This is a genomic window from Klebsiella sp. GB_Kp047 (genome assembly GCF_040065235.1).
Taxonomy (GTDB): Bacteria; Pseudomonadota; Gammaproteobacteria; order Enterobacterales; family Enterobacteriaceae; genus Klebsiella; species Klebsiella quasipneumoniae.
On record NZ_JBEAJG010000009.1, the window covers coordinates 47,891 to 74,591 of the forward strand.

At 58.3% G+C, this 26,701-nt stretch carries 27 protein-coding genes, 1 tRNA gene and 1 other RNA gene; 14 read left to right on the plus strand and 15 right to left on the minus strand.

The annotated features are described in order from the left end of the window. Positions 1-14 precede the first annotated feature (14 nt). A complete protein-coding gene (locus ABLV76_RS06615; protein ID WP_074194119.1) occupies positions 15-1,043 on the minus strand; it encodes a LysR family transcriptional regulator in 1,029 nt (342 codons plus the stop codon). Between the two features lie 16 nt (positions 1,044-1,059). On the opposite strand from ABLV76_RS06615, the gene ABLV76_RS06620 reads away from it, so the two are divergent. Continuing rightward, positions 1,060-2,274 carry an MFS transporter gene (locus tag ABLV76_RS06620; protein WP_004204552.1) on the plus strand — a complete coding sequence of 405 codons (1,215 nt, stop codon included), beginning with the start codon at positions 1,060-1,062 and terminating at the stop codon, positions 2,272-2,274. A gap of 53 nt (positions 2,275-2,327) precedes the next feature. Here the strand turns inward: ABLV76_RS06620 and murJ are convergent, their stop codons facing one another. The 4 genes from murJ to rimJ all read right to left on the minus strand — a co-directional run bounded on the left by murJ (position 2,328) and on the right by rimJ (position 6,148). Beyond that, complete coding sequence (gene murJ, locus ABLV76_RS06625) at positions 2,328-3,863, minus strand: murein biosynthesis integral membrane protein MurJ (protein WP_004204551.1); 1,536 nt, start codon at positions 3,861-3,863, stop codon at positions 2,328-2,330. A 111-nt stretch (positions 3,864-3,974) separates the two neighbouring features. Continuing rightward, positions 3,975-4,886: a Gfo/Idh/MocA family oxidoreductase gene (locus tag ABLV76_RS06630; RefSeq protein WP_072140422.1), complete on the minus strand. Its 912-nt coding sequence runs from the start codon at positions 4,884-4,886 to the stop codon at positions 3,975-3,977. Positions 4,887-4,900: 14 nt separating this feature from the next. Then, on the minus strand, positions 4,901-5,554 hold the full coding sequence (locus ABLV76_RS06635) for a YceH family protein (protein WP_004204549.1): 654 nt from the start codon (positions 5,552-5,554) through the stop codon (positions 4,901-4,903). Positions 5,555-5,563: 9 nt separating this feature from the next. Beyond that, positions 5,564-6,148: a ribosomal protein S5-alanine N-acetyltransferase gene (rimJ, locus tag ABLV76_RS06640; RefSeq protein WP_017900738.1), complete on the minus strand. Its 585-nt coding sequence runs from the start codon at positions 6,146-6,148 to the stop codon at positions 5,564-5,566. Between the two features lie 228 nt (positions 6,149-6,376). Between rimJ and mdtH the strand changes: the two genes are divergently transcribed. The 7 genes from mdtH (at position 6,377) to ABLV76_RS06675 (ending at position 11,743) form a co-directional block, all read left to right on the plus strand. Continuing rightward, positions 6,377-7,585, plus strand: a complete 1,209-nt coding sequence (mdtH, locus tag ABLV76_RS06645; protein WP_023289127.1) for a multidrug efflux MFS transporter MdtH — start codon at positions 6,377-6,379, stop codon at positions 7,583-7,585. 113 nt (positions 7,586-7,698) lie between these two features. After that, positions 7,699-8,259, plus strand: coding sequence for a lipoprotein (locus ABLV76_RS06650; RefSeq protein ID WP_004204546.1), 561 nt, complete (start codon positions 7,699-7,701; stop codon positions 8,257-8,259). 125 nt (positions 8,260-8,384) lie between these two features. Continuing rightward, the gene (gene pyrC / locus ABLV76_RS06655; RefSeq protein ID WP_048294471.1) at positions 8,385-9,431 is read left to right on the plus strand and encodes a dihydroorotase; all 1,047 of its coding nucleotides are present in this window, start codon (positions 8,385-8,387) and stop codon (positions 9,429-9,431) included. A gap of 72 nt (positions 9,432-9,503) precedes the next feature. Then, the gene (gene dinI, locus ABLV76_RS06660; RefSeq protein ID WP_002898994.1) at positions 9,504-9,755 is read left to right on the plus strand and encodes a DNA damage-inducible protein I; all 252 of its coding nucleotides are present in this window, start codon (positions 9,504-9,506) and stop codon (positions 9,753-9,755) included. Between the two features lie 302 nt (positions 9,756-10,057). Then, positions 10,058-10,312, plus strand: a complete 255-nt coding sequence (bssS, locus tag ABLV76_RS06665; protein ID WP_002898992.1) for a biofilm formation regulator BssS — start codon at positions 10,058-10,060, stop codon at positions 10,310-10,312. A gap of 125 nt (positions 10,313-10,437) precedes the next feature. Then, on the plus strand, positions 10,438-11,556 hold the full coding sequence (gene solA / locus ABLV76_RS06670) for an N-methyl-L-tryptophan oxidase (RefSeq protein WP_200983118.1): 1,119 nt from the start codon (positions 10,438-10,440) through the stop codon (positions 11,554-11,556). 73 nt (positions 11,557-11,629) lie between these two features. Next, positions 11,630-11,743 (plus strand): DUF2770 family protein, encoded by a 114-nt coding sequence (locus tag ABLV76_RS06675; RefSeq protein WP_004204539.1) that lies wholly within the window; start codon positions 11,630-11,632, stop codon positions 11,741-11,743. Here the strand turns inward: ABLV76_RS06675 and ABLV76_RS06680 are convergent. Continuing rightward, positions 11,729-12,793: a rhodanese-related sulfurtransferase gene (locus ABLV76_RS06680; protein ID WP_023317909.1), complete on the minus strand. Its 1,065-nt coding sequence runs from the start codon at positions 12,791-12,793 to the stop codon at positions 11,729-11,731. The two genes, ABLV76_RS06675 and ABLV76_RS06680, sit on opposite strands and share 15 nt — an antisense overlap. Before the next feature lie 205 nt (positions 12,794-12,998). On the opposite strand from ABLV76_RS06680, the gene ABLV76_RS06685 reads away from it, so the two are divergent. The 3 genes from ABLV76_RS06685 (at position 12,999) to ABLV76_RS06695 (ending at position 15,807) form a co-directional block, all read left to right on the plus strand. Then, the gene (locus tag ABLV76_RS06685) at positions 12,999-13,919 is read left to right on the plus strand and encodes a Kdo(2)-lipid IV(A) acyltransferase (protein WP_023317908.1); all 921 of its coding nucleotides are present in this window, start codon (positions 12,999-13,001) and stop codon (positions 13,917-13,919) included. Positions 13,920-14,090: 171 nt separating this feature from the next. Continuing rightward, positions 14,091-15,329, plus strand: a complete 1,239-nt coding sequence (mdtG, locus tag ABLV76_RS06690) for a multidrug efflux MFS transporter MdtG (protein ID WP_135683039.1) — start codon at positions 14,091-14,093, stop codon at positions 15,327-15,329. 91 nt (positions 15,330-15,420) lie between these two features. Further along, complete coding sequence (locus ABLV76_RS06695; RefSeq protein WP_002898981.1) at positions 15,421-15,807, plus strand: MysB family protein; 387 nt, start codon at positions 15,421-15,423, stop codon at positions 15,805-15,807. On the opposite strand, the gene ABLV76_RS06700 is transcribed toward ABLV76_RS06695, so the two are convergent. From ABLV76_RS06700 to mdoG, 3 genes are all read right to left on the minus strand, one after another. After that, positions 15,808-16,035, minus strand: coding sequence for a YceK/YidQ family lipoprotein (locus ABLV76_RS06700; RefSeq protein ID WP_004204534.1), 228 nt, complete (start codon positions 16,033-16,035; stop codon positions 15,808-15,810). Positions 16,036-16,101: 66 nt separating this feature from the next. Then, positions 16,102-18,630 (minus strand): glucans biosynthesis glucosyltransferase MdoH, encoded by a 2,529-nt coding sequence (gene mdoH / locus ABLV76_RS06705; protein ID WP_135683038.1) that lies wholly within the window; start codon positions 18,628-18,630, stop codon positions 16,102-16,104. Continuing rightward, entirely contained in the window at positions 18,623-20,176 is a 1,554-nt protein-coding gene (gene mdoG / locus ABLV76_RS06710; RefSeq protein ID WP_004140751.1) for a glucans biosynthesis protein MdoG, read from the minus strand. Before mdoG ends, mdoH begins: the two co-directional genes overlap by 8 nt. 251 nt (positions 20,177-20,427) lie before the next feature. On the opposite strand from mdoG, the gene mdoC reads away from it, so the two are divergent. Then, complete coding sequence (gene mdoC / locus ABLV76_RS06715; protein WP_064178142.1) at positions 20,428-21,588, plus strand: glucans biosynthesis protein MdoC; 1,161 nt, start codon at positions 20,428-20,430, stop codon at positions 21,586-21,588. 34 nt (positions 21,589-21,622) lie between these two features. On the opposite strand, the gene ABLV76_RS06720 is transcribed toward mdoC, so the two are convergent. The 6 genes from ABLV76_RS06720 to ghrA form a co-directional block, all read right to left on the minus strand. Continuing rightward, entirely contained in the window at positions 21,623-22,216 is a 594-nt protein-coding gene (locus ABLV76_RS06720; protein WP_043523171.1) for a TetR/AcrR family transcriptional regulator, read from the minus strand. Positions 22,217-22,282: 66 nt separating this feature from the next. Continuing rightward, complete coding sequence (gene ymdB / locus ABLV76_RS06725; RefSeq protein ID WP_004204529.1) at positions 22,283-22,810, minus strand: O-acetyl-ADP-ribose deacetylase; 528 nt, start codon at positions 22,808-22,810, stop codon at positions 22,283-22,285. Positions 22,811-22,962: 152 nt separating this feature from the next. Further along, complete coding sequence (locus tag ABLV76_RS06730; RefSeq protein ID WP_004204528.1) at positions 22,963-23,445, minus strand: DUF1097 domain-containing protein; 483 nt, start codon at positions 23,443-23,445, stop codon at positions 22,963-22,965. A gap of 103 nt (positions 23,446-23,548) precedes the next feature. After that, positions 23,549-24,103: a molecular chaperone gene (locus ABLV76_RS06735; RefSeq protein WP_004204526.1), complete on the minus strand. Its 555-nt coding sequence runs from the start codon at positions 24,101-24,103 to the stop codon at positions 23,549-23,551. Between the two features lie 22 nt (positions 24,104-24,125). Beyond that, entirely contained in the window at positions 24,126-24,863 is a 738-nt protein-coding gene (locus ABLV76_RS06740; protein WP_004204525.1) for a phosphatase, read from the minus strand. Between the two features lie 88 nt (positions 24,864-24,951). Further along, entirely contained in the window at positions 24,952-25,890 is a 939-nt protein-coding gene (gene ghrA / locus ABLV76_RS06745) for a glyoxylate/hydroxypyruvate reductase GhrA (RefSeq protein ID WP_004204524.1), read from the minus strand. A 268-nt stretch (positions 25,891-26,158) separates the two neighbouring features. Here ghrA and ABLV76_RS06750 point away from each other — a divergent pair. Further along, positions 26,159-26,246 (plus strand) — tRNA-Ser (locus ABLV76_RS06750). A 43-nt stretch (positions 26,247-26,289) separates the two neighbouring features. After that, positions 26,290-26,427, plus strand: a non-coding RNA gene (locus ABLV76_RS06755) — RtT sRNA. The last annotated feature ends 274 nt before the right edge of the window (positions 26,428-26,701 follow it).

Below are 26,701 nucleotides of genomic sequence, written 5' to 3' on the forward strand. Positions count from 1 at the left end.
CCTGGCCGGTTTTTTTATGCGCTTTGCGGAGGCTGCATGCCGGCGAGGTCCGGCATGATCTCCCGCATCAGGTCGAGGAATTTACGCAGCCGCGTCGGATAATAGCGCGCCCAGGGATAGACCAGGTGGACCGGCAGCGAGGCGGGACGCCACTGCGGGAACAGCTCTGTCAACCTTCCGGCAGCAAGATCCTCCGCCACGGCCCAGCTGGACACCATCGCCACCCCCAGCCCCGCCAGCGCAGTGTTACGCGCGACGTAAAGGCTGTCGGTGCTCAGACAGGGGGTGATCGCCGTGGAGACGAGCTGCCCGCTGACCTGATGTCGGAGCCGCACCTCATGCTGATAAAAGGTGTTAATGGCGATCCACGGCAGGCCGGATAACGCCTCCAGCGAGGTTAACGGCGGGTGCTTCGCCAGCAGTTCAGGGGAGGCCACCACGCAGCGCGGCACTTCCGCCAGCAGCACGGAGACCGTGGCCGGATCCACCTCCGCCCCCACGCGGATGGCGCAGTCGATATTATCGCTGAGAAAGTCGACAGTATTATCATTCAGCATCCACTCCACCGACAGTTGCGGGTGGCGCTGGAGAAAGGCGACCAGCGGCCCCAGCAGCTGCTGCTGGCCAAAAGCGTGCGGCGCCCTCACCCGCAGCACCCCCACCGGCCGATCGTCGGCAATACGCAGGTCATCTTCCAGCGCCAGCCAGGCATCCACCAGCTGGCGGGCGTGACGGTAGCAGCGTTCGCCATCGTCAGTGAGCTTCATCGCATGGGTGGTACGCAGGATCAGCTTGACTCCCAGCAGCCCTTCAAGGGACTGCAGGCGGCGGCTGACGGTCGCCTGGGTGGTCTCCATCTGCCCCGCCGCGGCGGAGAGCGACCCTGCCTCTATAATACGAATATAGGTGCGCATCAGCTCAATGCGATCTATACGCTCCTGTCTTTTCATTTTTCTTTTGCCTATACGTGCTACGTATAACCGTTTTACCACCAGCCCGGCTACCGCGCCAGCCGCATTCAGGGAAAAATAGCCCCATCGCATTCACGAGGTATTGATCATGACACCGACTTCCCTTTCCACCCGCGACGCAGGCTGGATTATCTTCATTCTCGCGCTCGGCGCCGGCTTTAGCGTCGCCTCTATCTACTACGCGCAGCCGCTGCTGCCGTTGATGGGCGCCAACCTCCACCTGACGGTAGAAGGTATGGGTCTGGTCCCTACTCTGACGCAGGCGGGTTATGCGCTCGGCATTCTGTTCCTGCTCCCGCTCGGCGACCGCCACGATCGCCGCCGGCTGATTTTGGTGAAAAGCGCGCTGCTGGCGCTCCTGCTGCTCCTGTGCAGCCTCACCGGCCAGCTCAGCTCACTGCTGGTGGTCAGTCTGCTGATCGGTATGGCGGCGACCATGGCGCAGGATATCGTCCCTGCGGCGGCGATCCTCGCCCCGGCGGGCAAGCAGGGCAAAATGGTGGGCACGGTGATGACCGGGCTGCTGCTGGGGATCCTGCTTTCCCGGACGGTCAGCGGCGTGGTGGGCGCAGTGTTCGGCTGGCGGGTGATGTATCAGGCGGCGGCGGTCAGCGTGGCGCTGATTGGCCTGGTGATGTGGCGGGTGCTGCCGCGCTTCGCCATTCACTCGACGCTGAGCTATCCGCAGCTGATGGCCTCAATGGCGCATCTGTGGCAGCGCTACCCGGCGCTACGCCGCGCTGCGCTGGCTCAGGGGGCGCTCTCTGTCGCCTTCAGCGCCTTCTGGTCGACGCTGGCGGTGATGCTCTCCGAACACTATCACATGGGCAGTGCGGTAGCGGGCGGCTTTGGTATCGCCGGGGCTGCCGGGGCGCTGGCCGCGCCGCTGGCCGGCGGACTGGCCGATAAATTTGGCGCCGGTAAAGTGACTCAAATGGGGGCGGCGCTGGTCACCGTCTCCTTCGCCCTGATGTTTATACTGCCGCTGCTGCCACTGCATGGCCAGCTGGCGCTGATTGCCCTGTCGGCGATTGGCTTCGACCTTGGCCTGCAGTCAAGCCTGGTGGCGCATCAGAACCTGGTGTATGGCCTCGAGCCGCAGGCCCGCGGCCGCCTTAACGCCCTGCTGTTTACCGTGGTCTTCATCGGGATGTCGCTGGGGTCGGTGCTGGGTAGCAAGCTGTACGTGCTGGCCGGCTGGAACGGGGTGGTTACCCTGGCGGTGGTCAGCGGGGCGATCGCCCTGGCAATCCGCCTGCTGGAGAATGCCCGTATCGTCGCTGCCGAACGCCGCGCATCATAAAAAAACCCGCTTCGCCTGAGGCGAAGCGGGTTCATCCATTCCCGCACAACCGCTTAGGCTGTACGTCGGGCAAACTCTTTCACGCGGAAGCCCAACAGCAGCAGTGTGGCGAAATAGGCCACCACCCCGGCGACAACCACCACCAGCAGGCGCATCAGACGGAACGGCATCGTCCCCAGCGACCACTCCGGCATGATATGCATGACGCCCAGCAGCGCCGCAGCCATAACCAGCACCGCAGCAATCAGACGCAGCAGGAAGGCCAGCCAGCCCGGTTGCGGGGTAAAGATCTTCTGTTTACGCAACTGCCAGTAAAGCAGCGCGGCGTTCAGGCAGGCCGCCAGGCCAATGGACAGCGATAGACCCGCATGCTTCAGCGGGCCGATAAACGCCAGGTTCATCACCTGGGTCATAATCAGGGTGACAATAGCAATCTTGACCGGGGTCTTGATGTCCTGGCGGGAATAGAAGCCCGGCGCCAGCACCTTCACCACGATAAGCCCCATTAGTCCCACGGAATAGGCCACCAGCGCGCGCTGGGTCATTGCCGCATCAAAAGCGCTAAATTTGCCGTACTGGAACAGGGCCACGGTCAGCGGTTTGGCGAGGATCCCCAGCGCCACCGCGCTCGGCAGCGCCAGCAGGAAGCAGAGACGCAGCCCCCAGTCCATCAGCCGGCAATACTCGTCATGATTACCGCTGGCGAAGCTTTTTGACAGCGATGGCAGCAGGATAGTGCCGAGCGCCACTCCCAGGACACCGGACGGAAACTCCATCAGACGGTCGGCGTAGTACATCCAAGACACCGATCCCGACACGAGAAACGAAGCGAAGATAGTATTGATAATAAGGGAGATCTGGCTTACCGACACGCCAAGGATCGCCGGCCCCATCTGCTTCACCACCCGCATCGCGCCGGCATCTTTCAGATTGATGCGCGGCAGGACCAGCATGCCAATTTTCTTCAGGTGCGGCAGCTGGTAGGCCAGCTGTAGCACGCCGCCGACCGTGACCGCCCAGGCCAGGGCCAGCACCGGCGGATGAAAGTACGGTGCGGCAAACAGCGCAAAGCCAATCATGCTGACGTTGAGGAACGTCGGCGCAAAGGCCGGCACCGAGAAGCGGTTCCAGGTATTAAGGATCGCCCCCACCAGCGAGGCGAGGGAGATCAGCAAAATATAGGGGAAGGTAATGCGCAGCAATTGGGTAGTCAGCGCAAATTTATCGGCGGTATCAGCAAACCCGGGGGCGGTGATGGTGATCACCCACGGCGCCGCCAGCATCCCGATAACGGTGACGATCGCCAGGGCCAGGGTCAGCAATCCGGAGACATACGAGACAAACACCCGGGTGGCATCTTCGCCCTGCTTGCTTTTATATTCGGCAAGGATCGGCACAAACGCCTGAGAGAAGGCGCCTTCGGCAAAAATACGCCGCAGCAGATTAGGCAGTTTAAAGGCGACGAAAAAGGCGTCGGTCGCCATCCCGGCGCCAAAAATGCGCGCCACAATCGCATCGCGGGCAAAGCCCAGCACGCGCGAAAACATGGTCATCGAACTGACGGCCGCCAGTGATTTTAAAAGGTTCATTACGCTGTTATTCCAAACCCTGGAGTAAAACGCCCGCAAATGCGGGCGCTGGAAAGTGGCGATAGTCTACCGGGTTCAACATGAATTACTACTGTCAGTTGTTACAACGGATTATTCGCTGATGGCGTCGCGCCAAAGTTTGTCGACCACCCGCTGAGCCAGCAGCGCCTGTTCGCCTGCGGTTTCAGGAACCGTCTGATTTTGCACGCATTCGATAAAATGGCGCGCGCAGCCGACAAAGCCGCGCTGCTCAAGGGTGGTTTGCCAGCTGGCGACCGGGCGCTGGACCACGCCGTGACCGCACTCCTCCTGCCATTCGCGCATCTCGCTGACGGCATATAGCCCGCCATCCGTAACCGCCTGCACCCACTCGCGCTGGCTGCCTGCGCGGCGGTGCATGCTGGTGGTGACCTGCAGCCGGGGCGAACTGAACTGGTGTTCGGCATACAGCATCTCGCCCTGCGGAGTGATCTGTAGCGCGCCACCGCGCAGACGCGCCTGACCGTCGGCCAGCCATAGCGCGGTATCCACCACGTGCAGATAGTCATCAAGCAGGGTAAAGCGCAGATCGTTGCCCACGCTATCGCTGCGGTGCTTATCCATCCGCAGCGAGGCCGCCTCGCCCAGCCGCCCCTTTAGCTCCCGATAGAGCGGTGCGAAGCGACGATTGAAACCGACCATCAGCGTCAGACGACGCCGCGCCGCCAGCTCGACCAGCGTCTCCGCCTCACTCAGCTTGTCCGCCAGCGGTTTATCTACGCAAACATGAACCCCGGCATTCAGCAAATGATTCACCACTTCATAATGTGAAGCCGTCGACGTATGAACAAAGACCGCATCGCACTGCGCCGCCAGGGCATCCAGCGATTCAGCGTATGGCATCCGCCAGGTTTCGCAAACCCGCAGCGCCTTCTCTTTTCCCGGCGACCAGGCCGCCTGCAGCGTCCAGCTTTCCGCCGCCCCCAGAACCGGCAGCCACGCTTTCTGCGCAATACCGCCCAGGCCAACCACCCCGATGCGCAATCTTGTCCCCACGTTTAGTCCCCCAGATGGTGTAACAGCGAATCGAGGCGCGCTTTCAGCTCCGCCACCTCGCCTTCCAGCGCTTCAACCCTGGCACGCAGATCGTCTTCCTCTTCCAGCGGCGAGAGTGCTTCCACTGTCGTGATCAGTGTGTCCATGTCGTCGCAAAACAGATGCATATAGCGGCTTTCCCGTTTCCCCGGCTCCCGGGGCAGACGGGCGACAAAGGGACCATCTTCGCGGGTCGCCAGCCCTTCCAGCACGCTTTCCACTTCCGCCATATCGCTGAACTCATGCATCCGCTGCGCCCGACTGCGTAATTCACCCGGCGTCTGGGCGCCGCGCAGCAGCAGCGTCGTCACCACCGCCACCTCGCCGGCGCTGAGCTTCAGATCGCCAAATTCGGAGTTGCAAAAGCGCTGCTCATACTTGGTTACCCGATTGCCGAAGCCACTGACCGTACGCAGATAATGGCGTTTCACCAGGGTATCCAGCAGAGCCTGGACTTCGCCTTCGCTCAGCGACATCACCGGCTCGCGGTTGGTTTTCTGATTGCAGGCGGTCACTACGGCGTTCACCGACAGCGGATACTGCTCGGGCGTGGTGACCTGCTTTTCCAGCAGACAGCCAATGACGCGCGCTTCGTGCGCGGTTAACTGATATTTCATCCTCTCTCCTTAACGTCCCGCTGACCAGTCCGGCGTCGTTAGCGCCGTCAATACATGGTCACGCCACTGCCCGTCAATCAGCAGGTAATCTTTGGCGTAACCCTCTTTTTCAAACCCCAACCGCGCCAGCAGCGCGCCGCTGCGCTGATTATGCGGCATATAGTTGGCCATAATGCGATGAATATGCTGCGTACGCTGCATATAGCGAATCGCCGACGTCAGCGCTTCAAACATCAGTCCCTGCCCCTGCCACTTCTCGCCAATAGAGTAGCCGAGATAACAGGCATGGAATGACCCGCGCACCACGTTGGAAAAATTCGCCACGCCGACGATCTCCTTTTCCTCCGGATCGAGTAGCGCGAAATAAAAAGCAGACCCCTGCTTATGAAACTCGGCGATCATCGACAGACGCGCCTGCCATCCGGAAGGATAGCAGTGGCTGTCGTCACGAACCGGCTCCCAGGGTTTTAAGAACGCCTTATTCTCGGCGTAATAATCGGCCAGACGCCAGGCGTCACGATCGTGAACCAGGCGCACCACCAGCCGGTCCGTCGTCAAACGCACCTTCGGCACGTTACTGCGATAGCCAAACATTTCCTTTTCAGTCCCCCTGACTTCATTCTTGCTGCCTTCACTATACCTGTCCTGCGCGACGGTGTGAAAACAGCAACATACCATTTTCTGCGCCATCTCCTCTTTTCGATGAATAGCCTCAATCGAACTTGCATTTTGATAAAAAAATATTGTCGCAAGGGCGCTGGGAAAAGCAGCAGATTGCCCGCAGAATATCCACGCTTATCTCTATTTTTCCCTGGAGGGGAAATGTCCCGCGTCTCGCAGGCAAGGAGCCTGGGTAAATATTTCCTGTTAGTCGATAACATGCTGGTCGTGCTGGGCTTTTTTGTCGTCTTCCCGCTGATTTCCATCCGCTTTGTCGATCAGATGGGCTGGGCGGCGCTGATGGTCGGCATCGCGCTCGGCCTGCGCCAGCTCGTGCAGCAGGGATTAGGTATCTTTGGCGGCGCCATCGCCGACCGCTTTGGCGCCAAACCGATGATCGTCACCGGTATGCTGATGCGCGCCGGCGGCTTCGCGGCGATGGCCGTCGCCCATGAGCCGTGGGTACTGTGGTTCTCATGCATACTTTCCGGGCTCGGCGGCACGCTGTTCGACCCGCCGCGGGCGGCGCTGGTGGTTAAGCTGGTGCGCCCGCATCAGCGCGGCCGCTTTTTCTCCATCCTGATGATGCAGGATAGCGCCGGCGCGGTGATTGGCGCGCTGCTGGGCAGCTGGCTGCTGCAGTATGATTTCCGCCTGGTGTGCAGCGCCGGCGCCGCGCTGTTTATCGCCTGCGCGGCGTTTAACGCCTGGTATCTGCCGGCATGGAAGCTCTCGACGGTAAAAACGCCGATCCGCGAGGGGCTGGGCCGGGTGCTGCGGGACAAGCGCTTCGTCACCTATGTCCTGACGCTGACGGGCTATTACATGCTGGCGGTTCAGGTGATGCTGATGCTGCCGATCATGGTGAATGACATCGCCGGCTCGCCAGCCGCCGTAAAGTGGATGTACGCCATCGAAGCCACCATTTCGCTGACCCTGCTCTATCCCATTGCCCGCTGGAGCGAAAAACGTTTTCGCCTTGAGCACCGGCTGATGGCCGGTCTGCTGGTGATGACCCTGGCCATGCTCCCCATCGGCATGACCAGCAGTTTGCAGCAGCTGTTTACCCTGATCTGCCTGTTTTACATCGGTTCCATCATTGCTGAACCTGCCCGGGAGACGCTGGGCGCCTCGCTGGCGGACGCCCGGGCGCGCGGCAGCTATATGGGCTTCAGCCGCCTGGGGCTCGCCTTTGGCGGCGCGCTGGGATATGCGGGCGGCGGCTGGCTGTTTGATGCTGGTAAAGCCGCCGGTCAGCCCGAGCTGCCGTGGCTGATGCTCGGGGCAATCGGGGTTATCACCTTTCTGGCGCTGTGGTGGCAGTTTAGTCCGAAACGCTCTGCCTCCGGCATGCTGGAGCCGCGGACCTGATGCGCGCGGCGGCGGTTTCTCCTGCTTTCAGCCTATTCTGCTGGTATCGAGGATGCTGACAGGTCATGATGCTTTGTGTCAGGATGAATGAAGGTATGAGCCAGAGGAACCCCATGAAAAAGATTTTGATCGCCGCCGCGCTGATTGTCAGCGGCCTGCTGAGCGGCTGTAATCAGCTGACCCAATACACGGTAAGCGAGCAGGAGATTAACCAGGCCCTGCAGAAGCGAAACCATTTTGCCAAAGATATTGGTCTTAAAGGCGTTGCCGACGCCCATATCGAACTGCAGAACCTGACCAGCGCTATCGGGCGCGAGGAGCCGGGCAAAGTCACGCTGACCGGGATCGCTAACGTTGACCTGAACTCCCTGTTCGGCACGCAGAAAGCGACGATCGATCTGAAGCTCAAAGCGTTGCCAACCTTTGACAGAGAGAAAGGCGCCATCTTCCTGCAGGAAATGGAGGTGGTGGATGCCAAAGTGGCGCCCGAGAAGCTGCAGTCGGTCATTCAGGCCCTGCTCCCCTACCTGAATCAGTCGCTGCGCAGTTACTTCAGCCAGCAGCCGGCCTATGTCCTGCGTGAGGACGCCAGCACCGGTGAAGCGCTGGCGAAGAAATACGCCAAAGGCATTGAGGTGAAGCCGGGCGAGATTGTCATCCCCTTTACCAATTAATCTCCAGGGCGCCGCGGCGCCCTCAATTTTTTACGGAAATGAGTGCAAAGGAAAACGTTTACGCTTATCCTTAGTGCCCGGCAAAAAACAGCCCTGATGACTGAACCTATTAGCCGGAGCCTTCCATGACAGCACAATCCCAGGTATTGAAAATCCGCCGCCCAGACGACTGGCATATCCATCTACGTGATGATGATATGCTGAAAACCGTCGTGCCTTATACCAGTGAGTTTTATGGCCGGGCGATCGTGATGCCGAATCTGGTGCCGCCTGTCACCACCGTCGCGGCGGCTATCGCCTATCGCCAGCGCATTATGGACGCCGTCCCGGCCGGGCATGATTTTACCCCGCTGATGACCTGCTATCTGACAGACTCCCTCGACCCGGCGGAGCTGGAGCGCGGCTTTAACGAAGGCGTATTCACCGCCGCCAAGCTCTACCCGGCCAACGCCACCACCAACTCCAGCCACGGCGTCACCAGCACCGACGCCATTATGCCGGTGCTGGAGCGGATGGAAAAACTGGGGATGCCGCTGCTGGTACATGGGGAAGTCACCCACGCCGAGATTGATATATTCGATCGCGAAGCGCGCTTTATTGAAACCGTGATGGAGCCGCTGCGCCAGCGCCTGCCCGGACTGAAGGTGGTCTTTGAGCATATCACCACCAAAGATGCCGCCGAGTATGTGCGTGACGGCAATGAACTGCTGGCGGCCACTATCACCCCGCAGCATCTGATGTTCAACCGTAACCATATGCTGGTCGGCGGTATTCGTCCTCACTTGTACTGCCTGCCGGTACTTAAACGCAATATTCATCAGCAGGCTCTGCGGGAGCTGGTCGCCAGCGGCTTCAGCCGCGCCTTCCTCGGCACCGACTCCGCACCGCACGCCCGCCACCGTAAGGAGGCCAGCTGCGGCTGCGCCGGCTGCTTCAACGCCCCGACCGCCCTCGGCAGCTACGCCACGGTGTTTGAAGAAATGAACGCTCTGCAGCACTTTGAGGCTTTCTGCTCGCTGAACGGCCCGCGCTTCTACGGTCTGCCGGTCAATGAGAGCTACGTTGAACTGGTGCGTGAAGAGACGACCGTTGTGGACAGCATTTCCCTGCCTGATGACACCCTGGTGCCTTTCCTGGCAGGTGAAACCGTTCGCTGGACCGTGAAGAAATAAAAACGTAGCCCCCTGTTGTCAACGCCAACCGGATACTGTATAAATAACCAGTATCGAACGCAGGGGGCAATTATGCGCATTGAAGTGTCTATCGCCAAAACTACCGCCTTACCCAACGGCGCGCTGGAAGCGCTGAATAACGAACTCTCTCGCCGTATCGCCGAGCAATTCCCGGCCATCGACAGCCAGGTGAGCGTCCGCTACGCCACCGGCAATCAGCTCTCGGTGTTTGGCGCCCTGAAAGAAGACAAAGACCGGATAAGCGAAATCCTGCAGGAAACATGGGAAAGCGCGGACGACTGGTTTGTCCACGATCTCTCCTGAAGCATGGCGGGATCCAGTTACTCTGGTTTGCTCCCTCATTGTGCTTTTTTTGCCGGGTCGCTCCGGCTTTTTTTAGCCCCTCTTCTGTTCAGAATAGTCCTGATTATTCTGCTCAATATCGACTAAAGTGGCCATTTTACGCGCTTATCTTGAATAAAAAAGCGGCAAAAGAAGAAAATCATGCTGCCTTTCATTTAATTTCTCGAGTTTATTCTTGATCCCTGATATAATTAACTTGCTTCAAAAAATATGCATTAAACCTCGAGAATTGTTGTCTTTTAACATATGAATAAGGGGTTATGATGGAAAAAAATAATGAAGTCATTCAGACCCATCCCCTCGTTGGATGGGACATCAGCACCGTTGATAGCTACGATGCGCTGATGTTGCGCCTGCACTACCAGAACCCCACTCAAGAAAACAGTAATGATGCTGAGATCGGCCAGACGCTATGGCTAACGACGGACGTCGCACGTCAGTTTATTTCAATCCTGGAAGCAGGCATTGCGAAGATTGAATCTGGCGAATACCAGGAAAACGAGTACCGCCGACATTAACGCGGCTTGCGAATGACTTAACATTAAACTTAACAGGCACCTGCGGGTGCCTGAATTATTTTCGGGCTTGTATAAGCACAGGGAGTTAATTACCCTGCTAACAAGGCAATTACCCGGAACTCACCATGCAATACGATCTTATCATTATTGGCAGCGGCTCCGTCGGCGCCGCCGCTGGCTATTATGCGCGCCGTGCCGGACTCAATGTTCTGATGACCGACGCCCATCAACCTCCCCACCAGGAAGGCAGCCATCACGGCAGCAGCCGTCTTATCCGTCACGCCTATGGCGAAGGTGAGAAATATGTTCCGCTGGTGCTGCGTGCCCAGCAGCTATGGGATGAACTGGCAGAGATCAGTGGCGAAGCCGTGTTTGAACGCACCGGCGTCATTAACCTCGGCCCCGCCAGCTCCGCTTTTCTCGCCAACGTCGCCGCCAGCGCCCGTGCGTTCAAGCTTGAGGTGGAAGAGCTGGATGCCCAGGCCGTGATGCAGCGCTGGCCAGAGATACGCCTCCCCGAGGACTATCGGGCGATTTTCGAACCCGCTTCCGGCGTACTGCGCAGCGAACTGGCCGTCGAAACCTGGATCCGTCTGGCGCGGGAAGCAGGCTGCGCGCAGCTATTCAACTGTCCGGCCTCGGCTATTCATCACCATGCTGACGGGATCACCATCGATACCCTCGACGGTGAATATCATGGTAAAAAGCTGCTGGTCAGCGCCGGGACCTGGGTCACCCGCCTGCTCCCGGACCTCCCCATCCAGCCGGTACGTAAGGTGTTTGCCTGGTACCAGGCCGATGGCCGTTACAGCAGCAAGAATCACTTTCCGGCCTTCACCGGCGAGTTGCCCAACGGAGATCAATACTACGGTTTCCCGGCAGAAGATAACGAGCTGAAGATTGGCAAGCATAACGGCGGTCAACCGATCTCCATGCCGCAGGAGCGAGTGGCATTTGGCGCTGTCGCCAGCGATGGCTCCGAATCGTTTCCTTTTTTGCGCAACGTCCTGCCAGGGATCGGCGGCTGCCTGCACGGCGCCTCCTGTACTTATGACAATACCGTCGATGAAGATTTTATTATCGATACGTTACCCGGCAGACCAGACACGTTGCTAATCACCGGTCTGAGCGGGCATGGCTTTAAGTTTGCCCCGGTGTTGGGGGAAATTGCCAGTCAGTTTGCTCAGGGCGAAGCATCGAGCTTCAACCTGGCGCCCTTCTCGCTGGCGCGCTTTAACGCGTAATGGAATGCGGCACTTTTGCCGTCGGGCAAAAAAAAACGGCCTCTGTCGAGGCCGTTAGTCATTGAGAGCGATTATGCGTCGCCTGTTTAATTTGCTGGTCAATAACGTCCGCGAGCACTTTATGATCTACCTGGCGCTTTGGCTGCTGCTGGCGATCATCGATCTCGTCTGGTTATGGTTTTTCTGATGGCTCAGGATCGAGGATCCCGAGTTTGGTGTTCAGCCGACCACGCGATTTATTAAAGATTTTATTGCCGTTTTCACGCCCGGCGCGCAGCTTACGCTGCTCCTCTTCCGGTAGCTTATGCTCTTCCATGCAGGCTTCGCTACAGCAGCCGGCAAACTTCTCGGCGCAGCTCGGGCACTGGATAAACAGCAGATGGCAACCATCGTTCAGGCAGTTGGTATGGGTGTCGCACGGCGCGCCGCACTGATGACAGTGCGCGATAACGTCATTGGAGATCCGCTCGCCCATCCGTTCATCAAAGACAAAGTTTTTGCCAATGAAACGCACAGGCAGCCCTTGCTCACGGGCGCGGCGGGCGTACTCGATGATGCCACCCTCGATGTGCCAGACCTTATTGAAGCCGTTATGCTTCATCCAGGCGCTGGCTTTTTCACAGCGAATACCGCCGGTGCAATACATGACAATTTTCTTGTCTTTATGGTCCTGCATCATTTCCACGGCTTTCGGCAACTGGTCGCGGAAGGTATCCGCCGGGATCTCCAGCGCGTTTTCGAAATGGCCCACCTCATATTCATAGTGGTTGCGCATATCGATAAACACGGCATCCGGATCGTCAAGCATCGCATTGACCTCAGCCGCCTTGAGATAGTCTCCGACGTTGGAGGCGTCGAAGGAGGGATCGTCGATGCCGTCGGCAACGATGCGGTCACGCACTTTCAGGCGCAGTACCCAGAACGATTTACCGTCGTCCTCGAGAGCGATATTGAAACGCAGCCCCGCCAGCGCCGGATCGAAGCCATAGAGAAACTCACGCAGGGCTTCAACGTTGCTTTGCGGCACGCTGATTTGCGCGTTGATCCCTTCCCGGGCCAGATAGATGCGGCCAAAGACTTTCAGCTGGGTTAAGGCAACCCACAGCGCATCGCGGGTCGCCTGCGGATCGACAATGGTGAAATATTTATAGAACGAGATCGTCGTGCGCGGCTCGGTTTCAGCCAGCATTTGCGCCTTTAACGTCTCATTTGAAATGCGGTTGTGTAACACTGGCATGGTGTACCTGCTCGACATAGAAATGAGGAAATAAACGGCGGGCATGATATAGCAAAGCTTATTAATTTACATCCCTACATTTTACGCTACATTTTTCTCACCCGGTCGCCCCCCACTTAACAAAACAATGTGGCTGTCGCCGCCTTTGGCTGGCCGGTAAAAAAATGCGATAATATAAGATGTTGCTTACTGATACGGGTATGAAATGACTCATTTGCCTAAATTTTCTCCGGCGCTGCTGCATCCGCGCTATTGGCTGCTGTGGCTGGGTATCGGCCTGCTGTGGCTGGTTGTCCAACTGCCCTACCCGCTGATCTACCGCATCGGGAACGCCATCGGCCGCCTGGCCATGCGCTTTATGAAGCGCCGGGCGAAGATCGCCTATCGCAACCTTGAGCTCTGCTTCCCCGAGAAAAGCGAGCAGGAACGTCACCGGATGGTGGTGATGAACTTCGAATCGGTTGGCATGGGGCTGATGGAGACCGGTATGGCCTGGTTCTGGCCAGTTCGCCGAATCGCCCGCTGGACCGACACCATCGGCTTTGAGCATATTCGCGATGTGCAGGCGCAGCAGCGCGGCATTCTGCTGATCGGCATTCATTTCCTGACACTGGAAATGGGCGCGCGAATGTTCGGCATGAACGAGCCGGGGATTGGCGTCTATCGTCCCAACGATAACCCGGTCATCGACTGGCTGCAGACCTGGGGCCGGCTGCGCTCCAACAAGGACATGATCGACCGCAAGGATCTGAAAGGTATGATCCGCGCGCTGAAAAAAGGCGAGGTGGTGTGGTACGCGCCGGATCATGATTACGGCCCGACCGCCAGCGTCTTCGCCCCACTGTTTGCCGTTGACCAGGCGGCGACCACCTCCGGCACCTGGATGCTGGCGAAAATGTCCAAAGCCTGCATCGTGCCCTTTGTTCCACGCCGTAAACCGGACGGTAAAGGTTATGAACTGATTATCCTGCCGCCAGAGTGCTCCCCGCCGCTGGACGACGCGGAAACCACCGCCGCGTGGATGAACAAGATCGTAGAGCAGTGCATTATGATGGCCCCGGAACAATATATGTGGCTCCATCGCCGCTTTAAAACCCGCCCCGAGGGGACGCCCTCCCGCTACTGATCCCCTTTCCCGGCCGCGCGCCTCCCGGCCGGGAATCCCCACCGCTCAGGCTTTACGCTCTGCTTTAGCTTTAAAAGCTCTCCTCCATTGCGGCATTTATTTCCCAGGCGCATAATTAGCAGGCTCATATTTTCTCTTAATTTGACCTGCTGCGCAGGCCAGTGGAACCCTATGTCGTCTGCTGATACCCCCATTAACTGGAAACGAAACCTGACCGTCACCTGGCTTGGCTGCTTTTTAACCGGCGCTGCCTTCAGCCTGGTCATGCCCTTTCTGCCGCTTTATGTCGAACAACTCGGCGTCACCGGCCATAGCGCCCTGAACATGTGGTCCGGGCTGGTCTTTAGCATTACCTTTCTCTTCTCCGCCATCGCCTCGCCGTTCTGGGGCGGACTTGCTGACCGCAAGGGACGTAAAATCATGCTGCTGCGTTCATCCCTCGGGATGGCCATCGTCATGATGTTGATGGGGATGGCGCAGAATATCTGGCAGTTTCTGCTGCTGCGCGCGCTACTCGGCCTGCTGGGCGGCTTTATTCCCAACGCCAACGCCCTGATCGCCACCCAGATCCCACGCCATAAAAGCGGCTGGGCGCTGGGCACGCTGTCAACCGGCGCGGTAAGCGGCGCCCTGCTCGGCCCGCTGGCGGGTGGTTTCCTGGCAGACCACTGGGGCCTGCGTACCGTCTTCTTTATGACCGCCGCGGTGCTGTTTATCTGCTTTCTGTTTACCCTGTTTTTAATCCGTGAAAATTTTGTCCCAATTGCTAAAAAAGAGATGCTCAGCGCGAAGGCGGTATTCTCCTCTCTGCAGAATCCGAAACTGGTGCTCAGTCTGTTTGTCACCTCGCTGATCATCCAGGTCGCCACCGGCTCCATTGCGCCGATCCTGACGCTTTACGTGCGCGATCTGGCGGGTAATGTCAGCAATATCGCCTTTATCAGCGGGATGATCGCCTCAGTGCCGGGCATTGCCGCCCTGATGAGCGCCCCCCGTCTGGGCAAACTGGGGGATCGTATCGGACCGGAAAAAATCCTCATCGTGGCGCTGATTATCTCGGTGCTGTTGCTGATCCCGATGGCGTTCGTCCAGACCCCGCTGCAGTTAGGTATCTTGCGGTTCCTGCTCGGCGCCGCGGACGGCGCGCTGCTGCCGGCAGTGCAAACCCTGCTGGTGTATAACTCCACCAGCCAGATCTCCGGGCGGATCTTCAGCTATAACCAGTCATTTCGTGATATTGGCAACGTCACCGGCCCCCTGATCGGCGCCTCGGTTTCCGCCAACTACGGCTTTCGCGCCGTCTTCCTTGTCACCGCAGGAGTGGTATTGTTTAACGCGATCTATTCGACCCTTAGCCTGCGCCGACCAGCCGCGGACGCCTCGCAGCCCGACCGCCATTCAGTAAATTAACGTCCAGAGGGGCTCAGCCCCTTGACGCCTTGCCAAGCGCCTTCTATAGATTGAATCGTGTTCAATTCATATTCTTCTCAGGAGATTCGCTATGCCAAAGGATTCGATGTTCTATGCCACGCTCGAAGAAGCTATTGATGCAGCACGTGAAGAATTTCTCGCCAACAACCCTGACAGCGATGAAGAGAGCGCTAACGTTGAGCAGCTCAATATTCAAAAGTATGTGCTGCAGGATGGCGATATCGCCTGGCAGGCCGAATTTTTTGCTGACGAAGAGGAACAAGGCGAATGCTTACCGATGCTTAGCGGCGAAGCCGCGCAGAGCGTCTTCGATGGGGATTATGATGAGATAGAGCTCCGTCAGGAGTGGCTGGAGGAAAATACGCTTCATGAGTGGGATGAAGGTGAATTCCAGCTCGAGCCCTCTCTGGACACCGAAGAGGGACAGACGGCGGCCGACGAGTGGGACGAGCGTTAATCAGTTATAGGGCCCGTGGCTGGCGTCCAGCGGCAGCAGAAGCGTATCGAATACCAGCGAGAACGGCAGGTCCAGAATGGTGAGATAGCGCCATCCTGAATCGCGAACGTCCCACTGCACGCCCGGGTAATATTGATTGCCATGCCCCTGCCCGGGCACCGTCCGGCTGATAATGCTGCCGCAGCCGCTGAGCAGCAGCGCCATGGCAATGATCGGTAGTATTCGCATCCACAACCTCGTCTTTCAGATAAAAAAATACCGGCATCGCTGCCGGTATTTTCATTAACGTACGGCTTATTTCGTTTTCAGCGCCAGCGGGTTAAGCGCCAGCTGCTGATAGGCGTTCACCCACGAGGAGTATTTCTCCGGCGCGGCCCATACGCGATAGTGCAGACGCGACATGGTTACCGGGTCGCTCAACAGCACCAGTCGACGATCGCGGTTCAGCTTATCCGGCGTTTCATTCAGCGCCTGCTCGACATGACGCTCGCGGGCGATCTCCAGGATATGACCCTGACGGTGCCGCGCGGTGGCCATCGCGGTGGCAAGGGCGTTAAACGACGGGTTAAACACCGCGTGCATAAAGCCATCGTCCAGCGAACGCTGACGGTTCAGCGTCAGGTACGCATCGGTATCCTTGAGCACCTGCGGCGGCGAATACTCTTCCGGAATCAGGAACAGCTTCCAGCGCTTGGTGCGCAGGCCCACGGTCGCCCGGCTGGAGATAGCCGACACGAACGGCGACAGAATCAGCGATACGACAATCGGCGCCAGCCAGAACAGGAAGCGCAGATCCAGCCATGCCATTCCGACCGCCCATACCAGCCCCAGCAGCAGCTGCGAGCCGTGACGCATAAAGGCTTCTCCCCACGGCGTGGAGTCATCATCACGCTGCGGCGAATTCCACACCACTTCCCAGCCGAGGAAGGCGCTGACCACGAAGACGGTGTGGAACAGCATGCGAACCGGCGCCAGCAGGACCGAGAACAGAACCTCCAGCAGCAGGGAAAGCGTCACGCGGATAAATCCACCGTACTCCTTCGGCCCCTTACACCACACCAGGATAATACTCAGCAGCTTCGGCAGGAACAGCAGCACCATGGTCGAGGCGAACAGCGCAATAGCCAGCTCCGGACGCCACTGCGGCCACACCGGGAACAGCTGACGAGGCTGCAGGAAGTACTGCGGCTCGGTCAGGGCATGCACCACCTGCAGCGCTGTCGACAGGGCAAGGAACATAAACCACAGCGGCGCTGACAGGTAGGACATCACGCCGGTAAGGAATACCGCTCGGTGGACCGGGTGCATCCCTCTCACGAGGAACAGGCGGAAGTTCATCAGGTTGCCCTGGCACCAGCGGCGGTCGCGTTTCAGCTCGTCCAGCAGGTTCGGCGGCAGCTCTTCATAAGAGCCCGGCAGATCGTAGGCAATCCACACGCCCCAGCCGGCGCGGCGCATCAGCGCGGCTTCAACGAAGTCGTGCGACAGAATCGACCCGGCAAAGTTGCCCTCGCCCGGCAGCGGCGCCAGCGCGCAGTGCTCAATGAACGGCTTCACGCGGATAATGGCGTTATGTCCCCAGTAGTGGGACTCCCCCAGCTGCCAGAAGTGCAGACCCGCCGTAAACAGCGGACCATACACCCGGGTGGCAAACTGCTGGCAACGCGCATACAGCGTGTCCATGCCCGAGGCGCGTGGGGATGACTGGATGATCCCGGCGTTCGGGTTCGCTTCCATCAGACGCACCAGGCTGCTCAGACACTCTCCGGTCATTACCGAGTCCGCGTCAAGCACCACCATGTAGCTATACTGGCTGCCCCAGCGGCGGCAGAAATCATCGATGTTGCCGCTCTTACGCTTCACGCGACGACGACGACGACGGTAGAAGATCTGCCCTTCGCCCTGCACTTCGGCAATCAGCTCCATCCACGCCTTTTGCTCAGCAACACAGATATCGGGGTTATAGCTGTCGCTGAGGATATAGACGTCGAAATGGGCGCCGTTGCCGGTGGCTTTCACCGACTCCCAGGTCGCCCGCAGCCCGGCGAACACGCGGTCAACGTCTTCGTTACAGATCGGCATAATAAGCGCTGTCCGGTGCGCCGGGTTCAACGGTTCGTCACCGACCGTCGAGGCGGAAATACTGTACTTATCGCGACCGATCAACAGCTGCAGGAAGCCCATTAACGCGGTCCAGAAGCCAGCGGAAACCCAGCAGAACAGCACCGCGAAGAGGATCAGAATGCCGCTCTGCAACACGTACGGCAGCAGCTGCATGAACGAGATCCACAGGTTCTGCCCCACCATGTCGGCCGGGTTGATCAGCGCCCAGCCCTGATAAGGCAGAATGGTTTTCATGTACCAGGTGGCCACCACGGTCTGCGACAGCGTCAGCAGCAGCAGGATGTAGCGACGAATGGTGCCGACGGTACGCCATTTTTGCTCGCTCTCGCGCTCTTCTTGCGTCAGGCGGGAGAGATAGCGCGGCGTGACATCGCGTCCGCGCAGACGGTCCCAGAAGCGGCCAACCGGGTTGGTACGCCACGGGTCCGGGATCATCGAGGAGCGCTTGGCTTTCGGCATCGCATGCAGCTGGGTGCGGCCTTCATCATCCTTCACCAGCTGATCGCCAGACAGCGAATCCGGCCAGCTGTGCGCCAGCCGCGCCTTGACCGAACCCAGCGGGGAGTCGTCTTCGCGGGCGAAGGTCTGATGTTCGTCATCCAGGGCCTGATGAACGGCCTGCAGGCTGGTGTCCGGCAGCGCCGATTTCTCGGCCTCCGACAGCGGCAATGCGTCAATGTACTTCGTTATCTTATTCATTGGCAGGCAGCTGATAGCTCCAGGTTTCGCTCAACGTGTCATCACCGTTAACCAGTGCGGCGCGCATTTCCGTCGTTTTCTTCGGATCTTTCACCTTCAAACGCAGGATCATACGCCAGCCTTTGGTCACCGGATTGTAACGCACAGTATTTTCAACGATTTCAGCGTTATCGCCGGTGCTCGCCTGGGCGGCTACCGGGGTATCCGCTGGCAGTTTTTTCATATCGGCGCCGGTAAAGTCGACAATGAAAGCAATGGTGCCGTCCGGCTGGCGGATCAGGTTCGACTGCTTCACGTCGCCGGTAGAACGCCGGGTCTGCATAACGTACGCGTTATCCGGCGCATGCAGCTTGTCTTCATCGCGGCTGAAGGTGATGGTGTACTTGAAGTTCATCTCCTTGCCCGGCTCCGGCAGCTGATCCGGCGTCCAGTAAGTCACGATGTTATCGTTGGTTTCATCGTTGGTAGGGATTTCGACCAGTTCGATTTTCCCTTTGCCCCACTCCCCTTTCGGGGTGATCCAGGCGCTCGGGCGCAGGTCATAACGATCGTCAAGGTCCTCGAAGCGCGAGAACTGACGGCCGCGCTGCAGCAGGCCGAACCCTTGCGGGTTTTCCATCGCATAGCTGCTAACGGCCAGGTGTTTCGGGTTGTTCAGCGGACGCCAGATCCACTCGCCGTTGCCCGCCAGGATCGACAGACCATTGGAGTCGTGCAGCGCCGGACGATAGTTGAGCGCCGGAGAAGGCTGGTTGGAACCGAACAGGAACATGCTGGTCAGCGGCGCCACGCCCAGTTTGCCCACTTTGTCACGCAGGTAAACTTTGGACTGGACATCCACCACGGTGTCGCGTCCCGGCATGATCACAAAGCGATAGGCGCCGGTTGCCCGCGGCGAATCCAGCAGCGCATAGATAGTCAGACGCTTGTCGGTGGCTTTTGGTCGCTCGATCCAGAACTCACGAAAACGCGGGAACTCTTCGCCGGAAGGCAGCGCGGTATCGATAGCCAGACCGCGCGCGGACAGACCGTATACCTGACCCTGACCCAGCACGCGGAAGTAGCTGGCACCGAGCATGCTGACGATTTCATCGTTCTTATCTTTGCTGTTGATCGGATACAGTACTTTGAAGCCGGCGAAACCAAGGTCTTTCACCGTGTCTTTATCGTGCTGAACGTTACCAAAGTTAAAATAGTCCGGGCTATATTTAATTTTGCGCACGCTGGTGGCCGTCACTTCATTGATGGTGACCGGCGTGTCGAAGTACATACCCTGATGGTAAAATTCAAGCTTGAATGGGGTTTTCTGGTTATTCCAGTAAGCTTTATCGTGATTAAACTGAATTTGCTGGTAGTCCGCGTATTTCATATCGCGGAAAGCGGAGGGCAGGTTACTCTTTGGCGCTTCATAGCCTTTCCCGGCTAACGTTTTGGCCTCTTTTGCAACGTCATCAATGCTAAATGCCCATGCAGATGAAGTACACAGGGACAACATTACGGCTGCGCTTAACCAACGCATTTTCATCATCTGTGGTTTATGTTTCATATAAGTAAGCACTTCCCCCTTTGTGTGCTTAAATCGATCCGATCTATTTTAATGGAAACTCAGGCAATCCGACAACATAATCCCTGCTTTGTTCAGCGTAGCGGCGCAGGGAATAAACAGTTCGCAGTCCCGTTTGCACTTTGCGTGCTTATCCTGGAGACAGGTACCCCGAGTTCATGTAGGGTTGCTGATAATGTAAGCGTTATCATCTTGAGTGATAAGACGAATTATCTGAGATTGTCGTGAATCGTATGAATAATACTCCGGTACAGCGTGAATATTTTTTCGACAGCATCCGCGCCTGGCTGATGCTGCTGGGGATCCCTTTTCACATTTCGCTGATTTATTCCAGCCACAGCTGGCATGTCAACAGCGCTGAGCCCTCGTGGTGGCTGACGCTGTTTAATGATTTCATTCATGCCTTCCGCATGCAGGTCTTCTTCGTCATCTCCGGCTATTTTTCCTATATGCTGTTCCTGCGCTACCCGCTGAAAAAGTGGTGGAAAGTGCGCGTCGAACGGGTCGGCATTCCGATGCTGACCGCCATCCCGCTGCTGACGCTGCCTCAGTTTATTATGCTGCAGTACGTCAACGGCAAGGCGGAAAACTGGCACACCCTTTCCGGGTACGACAAATTCAACACCCTGGCGTGGGAGCTCATTTCCCACCTGTGGTTTTTGCTGGTCCTGGTGGTGCTGACTTCGCTGGGCGTGGTGCTGTTCAAATGGCTGACGCGCCGCCCGGCAGGAGGTGCTCACGCTTTCGGTGACACTGTCACTATGGGCCAGCTGACGATGATTTTCCTTGCGCTAGGGGTGCTTTACGCGCTGATCCGTCGGTCATTGTTCGTGATCTATCCGCCCCTGCTGAGCAATGGTCTGTTTAACTTTGTGGTCATGCAGACGCTGTTCTATCTGCCCTTCTTTGTGCTGGGGGCGCAGACCTTTATTAATCCGCGCTTAAAGGCGATGTTCACCACGCCGTCGCCATGGTGCTACGCGGCAGCGCTGCTGGGATTTATCGCCTATCGGCTGAACCAGCAGTACGGCTCCGGCGACGGCTGGATGTATGAAACGGAATCGGTGATCACCATGGTGCTGGGGTTGTGGATGGTCAATGTCGTCTTTTCGCTCGGCCATCGCCTGCTTAACTTCCAGTCGGCGCGGGTGACCTATTTCGTCAATGCTTCGCTGTTTATTTACCTGGTGCACCATCCGCTGACGCTGTTGTACGGGGCGTGGATCACCCCGGCCATCAAGTCAAATACCTTAGGCTTTATTGGCGGGTTGGTTTTTGTGGTGGGTATTGCCCTGATCCTGTACGAAATTCACCTGCGTATTCCGCTGCTGCGTTTCCTGTTCTCCGGTAAACCGATGAACAAACCGGCCAAAACCCCGGCCTCGGCCAGTTAACCTTTAGCTTTTGCGGCACGCCTGGCGTGCCGCGCTACGCTTGCTCATCAAACAGCCGGTCGAAGATCATGTTATACAGGGCTTCTAAATCCGCTTTATCGACCGGGGTGGATGCGCTCAGCTCACAGCGGTAGGCTGCCCCCTCCGTCAGAACGGCGATGAGCTCTGAAGCGGCATTGCGTCGCGCATCGCTGAGCCCGGGATGATAACGCTGCGACAAACGCCCGCCCTCCTCTTTCAACCGCCGGTCGGCCTGCACCAGGATCTCGCGCAAGCGTGGGTTGCGCGAGGCTTCGGCGTTAATTTCCATCAACAGATAATTGTCGCTTTTGGTGGCTGCCGAAGTCGGGATCCTGCCCGCCAGCACCGCCGCTTTTCGCGCCAGATTGTGGTTTTCATCGATCATCTCGCCGACTCTGGCGTTGACGATTTCGCTGACAATCGCTTCGATGATCGCTTCCTTGCTGGCAAAAATGCGATACAGCTGACCGACGCTCAGACCCGCCTCGCGGGCGATATCCGCGACAGAGGCGCCATGCAATCCCTTCGCCGCGAAACATCTTTGCGCAGCGGCAACGATCTCCGCGCGGCGCGCCTGCTGCTTCTGCTGTACTTTTCCTTCTGACACCCTGCTCCCTCCTGCAATCCATCATTCCTGTCAATATCGGCGGTTATCATAGCCTATTCTGCTGAATCAGGGGCATGCCGCCAGCAGGCGACGATAGATAGCTGCCGTTTCCTCGTCGAAACAGACGAACAGGACCCGTTCAAGCGGGTTATAGCGGGTGAGAAACGCGGTCACGGTGCGCACGGCGATCGCCGCCGCTTCCTCTTTCGGATAGCCATACACGCCGGTGCTGATCGCCGGAAACGCAATGGAGCGATAGTTGTTTGCCGCCGCCAGCTGCAGGCTGTTTTTGTAGGCATCGGCCAGGGTTTGCGCCTCCATGCGGTCGCCGCCGTGCCAGACCGGACCCACGGTATGGATCACCGCGCTGGCGGGAAGATCGCCCGCCATCGTGATCACCGCATGACCAGGGGGACATTCGCCCTGCTGCTGCAACACCTGCTTGCAGGCCGCCAGCAGCGCGGGACCGGCCGCCCGGTGGATCGCGCCATCCACCCCGCCGCCGCCCAACAGCGAGGGGTTTGCCGCATTCACAATCACATCGACATCAAGCGTCGTAATATCGCCGAGAATTACTTCAGGTTGAACAGCCATTTCTCCTCCTGTCGGCATAGCGCGTGGGTACGGCTTTCTGCCGATACTAGGGCATACCCGCCCCCGGGAGCAAGATTATCCCGCAGCGCCGGCGACAAGAAGTTAAAAAAAACAGGACCCTGAGGGTCCTGTTGATATCATCGTCCCGCCGTTCAGGCGTTGTCGTTGGCGAACGATTTTTGCTTTTCCGCACGGGCCGCCAGCCACAGGCCACTATTCTTCATGGCATAGCCAAAGACCAGGCCCAGCGCCAGGGAAGGGATCACCAGACGCCAGTCGCCATCTGCCGCGAAGGTCGCGCAGGCGCCGATAAAGGTGCCGGGGACAAACGACAGCAGCGTCTGTCGCGCCTGGATGCACATCAGAAAGGCCACGACGCCGGTCATCATATAGCTGAGGATCTGCAGCTGTGGGGCCAGCGCGCTACCGTGGATAATCACCAACGCCCAGGCAACGCCGCTCATTACCGTGCAGGAGGAGATGGCCAGGCCTTTCAGACCGCCCTGCGGGCAGGCGAAATAGGCCGTACAGCCGAGGAAACCGGCCCAGCTCAGCAGGCCGAGGGCGACGGCCACCCATCCCCAAATCCCGGAGAGAATGCCCGTCGTTAATGCGATTGCGAAGAGTATGTTCATGGCGCGTATCCTAGCAGATACGCACCGAAAGAATGCGATCTAAAACACACTAAATGAATGAACTTGATTTCAGTTGCATTATAATAGTGACTTAAATCACATTTTATTGCTCATCTTCTTCCTGAAGCTCGTCCCACATCGCGGCGATGGCGTCGCGGGTTAACGGCGCCATGGTGCGCCAGAACGGTGTGTGCGCATGCGCTTCGACTTTCCCCAGCATCGTCCCGCACCACGGCAGGATATAGTCGGCAAACAGGAGCTCCAGCGTCTCGCTCTGCGCTTCTGTGGCATGATCCTCCAGCCAGGAGGCGGCCAGCAGCAGCGATCCGAGATGATCCGCCGGACCTTCTCCTGTCGGGATGCCGTGATTGCTCAGAAAAGACCGGACCTCCGCTTCAGAGGAACCCTCCACCCACGCGCTACGGTACGGCGGAACGCTGCAGGCTTCACCGACGAACAGCGCATTATAGTCCGTCGCCAGGGACTGCATTTCACAGCTTTTCTGCAGACGCGCAAGCAGCTCGTCCTGCTCCAGCGGCCAGCTGGCGGCCAGTTTGCCCTCGCGGATCAGGGTAAACAACGGCACCAGCAGCGGGTCCTGCGGTTGACGGTAATACAGCGAACCCAGCACGCGGCAGAGGATTGAAAACTCGTTCATTCAGTTATTCCAGTTATACAAATTAAAGGTCAGCAAATTCCGGGATCGCCGGCATACCACGCGACTCGAGGAAGTCGAGCAGGCGACGCGGAGAAACGTTGAGGATCCTCTCCTCCGGGAAATCGACAGCATCGAGGATCTTGCGGCACTCGGTAAACTCTCCGAGGGTAAACGCCGTATGAGAGTCCGAGCCCAGCGCCACCCACCCTCCGGCGTCGCGCACCGCGGCGGCGATAGCACGGCAGTTATCTTCACTGCCCACGCGCGATGAAACGAAAGAGGAGTTATTGATCTCCAGCGCCACCTGGTAACGGGCCGCCGCTTCGGCAATGGCCGGGATATCCACCGGGAATTTCGGATTACCGGGATGGCTAATCATATGCACTTTACCGCTGGCCATCGCGGCAATCATCGCCTGCGTATGGGTGGCGCTATCCTGCGGCGGAAACACCGGCTCGTGGAATCCGGCGATGATCAAATCGAGCGACGTCAACATCGGCCCGGAGCAGTCGATCTCACCTTCGATATTTTTAATATTCGACTCAATACCGCGCAGGATCCCCACCCCGTCTACCAGGCGGGGCCAGATGCGCATATTAACGAAGTGCCAGTAATGCGGGGCATCCGCCATATCCGGGCCATGGTCGGTGATGGCGAAGAGTTTGATCCCTTTACGCTTTGCTTCCGCAATATAATCGTGCAGGGTGCTGTAGGCGTGGGTGCTGGCGACGGTATGCATGTGCAGGTCAACGGGATACATCACATTCTCCTCTTCTGTTTGCCGCAAGAATAGCAGGAAACCGGGCTATTGATTAGCAAAAACCCCGCCGTGGCGGGGTTCGCTTATCTTAATAACCGCGCTGACGATCGACCTGACCGCTAACCGATTCCCCTCGCTCCAGCCGGCTAATGGTCCCGGCGATATAGGCAATTGCCTCCATCGGGCGGGTGACTGCCGCCACGTGGGGAGTCATAGCCACCCGCGGGTGCGCCCATAGCGGACTCTCCTGCGGCAGCGGTTCGCGACTGAAGACATCGAGCATCGCGCCTTTGAGCTTACCGTTGTTCAGCGCCGCCAGCAGCTCCTCTTCTACGACATGCACGCCGCGGGCAAGGTTGAGGAGATAACTCTCATCAGGCAGCTGCGCCAAAAGCGTCTGGTTGATAATACCGACGGTTTCGGCGGTATTCGGCAGCAGGTTGATCAGGACGCGGGTCCCCTGCAGGAATCCACCCAGCTCGGCCTGGCCGGCAAAGCTCTGTACCTGCGGCCAGGATTTACGGCTACGGCTCCAGACGCGAAGCGGGAATCCCCAGGGTTGCAGGCTTTCCGCAACCTTCGCCCCCAGCACGCCGGCGCCCATAATCCCGATGGTGAATTCGTCGGCGCGGTACTCGGGCAGCGGCTGCCAGCGGGAAGCCAACTTCAACGCCTGATAGTCATCGAACCGGCGGAACCAGTGGAGCACCTGGCTCACGGCATACTCCTGCATCTGCCGTCCCATACCGGTATCTTCGAGACGAAACAGCGGGATCGACAAGGGCAACATATCCGGATGATCGCGCAGCTTACTAAGGATCGAATCCACCCCCGCCCCAAGGGCGAACACGGCCTTCAGCGCCCTGCCTTGCAGCATCTCTACCGGTGGATGCCAGACCAGGGCATAGTCCGCCGGCTGGTTATCGCCCGCTTTCCACTCGCGTACTCGCGCGCCGGGTAACTGTTTTTCCAGCTCTCGGATCCAGTATTGGGTATCAAAGGTCGGATGGTAAAAAATAATCTCCATAGGGGCTCCTGATAGCAGACGCCCGGAGCAGGTTAATGCAGGCGTCTTATTTTACTCATTGTTTTCTATTGGTTTGCCAGCATAACAAATTTCTCCTTGCCGCAAAGTGAAAAGGGAGTGGCGACAAAAAAAACGGATTTCGCACGTTTAAGGAGCAAGTTGTTCGAAGTTTGTCTAAACGCGCTGATTTTGCAAAAAGTTGATTGACGGGCGATACGTATTTCCCTACATTAGCGCCCGTTCCCGACAACAACGGGAAAGACAATATGGTGAGGTGTCCGAGTGGCTGAAGGAGCACGCCTGGAAAGTGTGTATACGGCAACGTATCGGGGGTTCGAATCCCCCCCTCACCGCCATATTCGAGATGAGAGCCTGTACGCAAGTACGGGCTCTTTTCTTTTATATTCTCCGCTGGGGGGGATGAGAACCCCCGACCGGGGTTCGACAACTGGCAACGCCAGTTGGACAGACCGCGAGCCCGCGAGCGGGCTGCCCCGCAGGGGCGAGCGAAGCGAGTCAATCCCCCCCTCACCGCCATATTCAAGATGAGAGCCTGTACGCAAGTACGGGCTCTTTTCTTTTATATTCTCCGCTGGGGGAGATGAGACCCCCCTACCGTGGTTCGACAACTGGCGCAGCCAGTTGGACAGACCGCGAGCCCGCGAGCGGGCTGCCCCGACAAAAACGCCGGGAGCGTTTTTGAACAACGCCTGCGTTGGCCCCGCAGGGGCGAGGCCCATGGATGGGCCGAGTAACGGCGAGCGAAGCGAGTCAATCCCCCCCTCACCGCCATATTCGAGATGAGAGCCTG

Bases quoted from the DNA above. Each gene is read 5' to 3' on its own strand.
- ABLV76_RS06615 (WP_074194119.1), bottom strand. From the start codon at position 1,043: ATGCGATGGGGCTATTTTTCCCTGAATGCGGCTGGCGCGGTAGCCGGG.
- ABLV76_RS06620 (WP_004204552.1), top strand. From the start codon at position 1,060: ATGACACCGACTTCCCTTTCCACCCGCGACGCAGGCTGGATTATCTTC.
- murJ (WP_004204551.1), bottom strand. From the start codon at position 3,863: ATGAACCTTTTAAAATCACTGGCGGCCGTCAGTTCGATGACCATGTTT.
- ABLV76_RS06635 (WP_004204549.1), bottom strand. From the start codon at position 5,554: ATGAAATATCAGTTAACCGCGCACGAAGCGCGCGTCATTGGCTGTCTG.
- rimJ (WP_017900738.1), bottom strand. From the start codon at position 6,148: ATGTTTGGCTATCGCAGTAACGTGCCGAAGGTGCGTTTGACGACGGAC.
- mdtH (WP_023289127.1), top strand. From the start codon at position 6,377: ATGTCCCGCGTCTCGCAGGCAAGGAGCCTGGGTAAATATTTCCTGTTA.
- ABLV76_RS06650 (WP_004204546.1), top strand. From the start codon at position 7,699: ATGAAAAAGATTTTGATCGCCGCCGCGCTGATTGTCAGCGGCCTGCTG.
- pyrC (WP_048294471.1), top strand. From the start codon at position 8,385: ATGACAGCACAATCCCAGGTATTGAAAATCCGCCGCCCAGACGACTGG.
- dinI (WP_002898994.1), top strand. From the start codon at position 9,504: ATGCGCATTGAAGTGTCTATCGCCAAAACTACCGCCTTACCCAACGGC.
- bssS (WP_002898992.1), top strand. From the start codon at position 10,058: ATGGAAAAAAATAATGAAGTCATTCAGACCCATCCCCTCGTTGGATGG.
- solA (WP_200983118.1), top strand. From the start codon at position 10,438: ATGCAATACGATCTTATCATTATTGGCAGCGGCTCCGTCGGCGCCGCC.
- ABLV76_RS06675 (WP_004204539.1), top strand. From the start codon at position 11,630: ATGCGTCGCCTGTTTAATTTGCTGGTCAATAACGTCCGCGAGCACTTT.
- ABLV76_RS06680 (WP_023317909.1), bottom strand. From the start codon at position 12,793: ATGCCAGTGTTACACAACCGCATTTCAAATGAGACGTTAAAGGCGCAA.
- ABLV76_RS06685 (WP_023317908.1), top strand. From the start codon at position 12,999: ATGACTCATTTGCCTAAATTTTCTCCGGCGCTGCTGCATCCGCGCTAT.
- mdtG (WP_135683039.1), top strand. From the start codon at position 14,091: ATGTCGTCTGCTGATACCCCCATTAACTGGAAACGAAACCTGACCGTC.
- ABLV76_RS06695 (WP_002898981.1), top strand. From the start codon at position 15,421: ATGCCAAAGGATTCGATGTTCTATGCCACGCTCGAAGAAGCTATTGAT.
- ABLV76_RS06700 (WP_004204534.1), bottom strand. From the start codon at position 16,035: ATGCGAATACTACCGATCATTGCCATGGCGCTGCTGCTCAGCGGCTGC.
- mdoH (WP_135683038.1), bottom strand. From the start codon at position 18,630: ATGAATAAGATAACGAAGTACATTGACGCATTGCCGCTGTCGGAGGCC.
- mdoG (WP_004140751.1), bottom strand. From the start codon at position 20,176: ATGAAACATAAACCACAGATGATGAAAATGCGTTGGTTAAGCGCAGCC.
- mdoC (WP_064178142.1), top strand. From the start codon at position 20,428: ATGAATAATACTCCGGTACAGCGTGAATATTTTTTCGACAGCATCCGC.
- ymdB (WP_004204529.1), bottom strand. From the start codon at position 22,810: ATGGCTGTTCAACCTGAAGTAATTCTCGGCGATATTACGACGCTTGAT.
- ABLV76_RS06730 (WP_004204528.1), bottom strand. From the start codon at position 23,445: ATGAACATACTCTTCGCAATCGCATTAACGACGGGCATTCTCTCCGGG.
- ABLV76_RS06735 (WP_004204526.1), bottom strand. From the start codon at position 24,103: ATGAACGAGTTTTCAATCCTCTGCCGCGTGCTGGGTTCGCTGTATTAC.
- ABLV76_RS06740 (WP_004204525.1), bottom strand. From the start codon at position 24,863: ATGTATCCCGTTGACCTGCACATGCATACCGTCGCCAGCACCCACGCC.
- ghrA (WP_004204524.1), bottom strand. From the start codon at position 25,890: ATGGAGATTATTTTTTACCATCCGACCTTTGATACCCAATACTGGATC.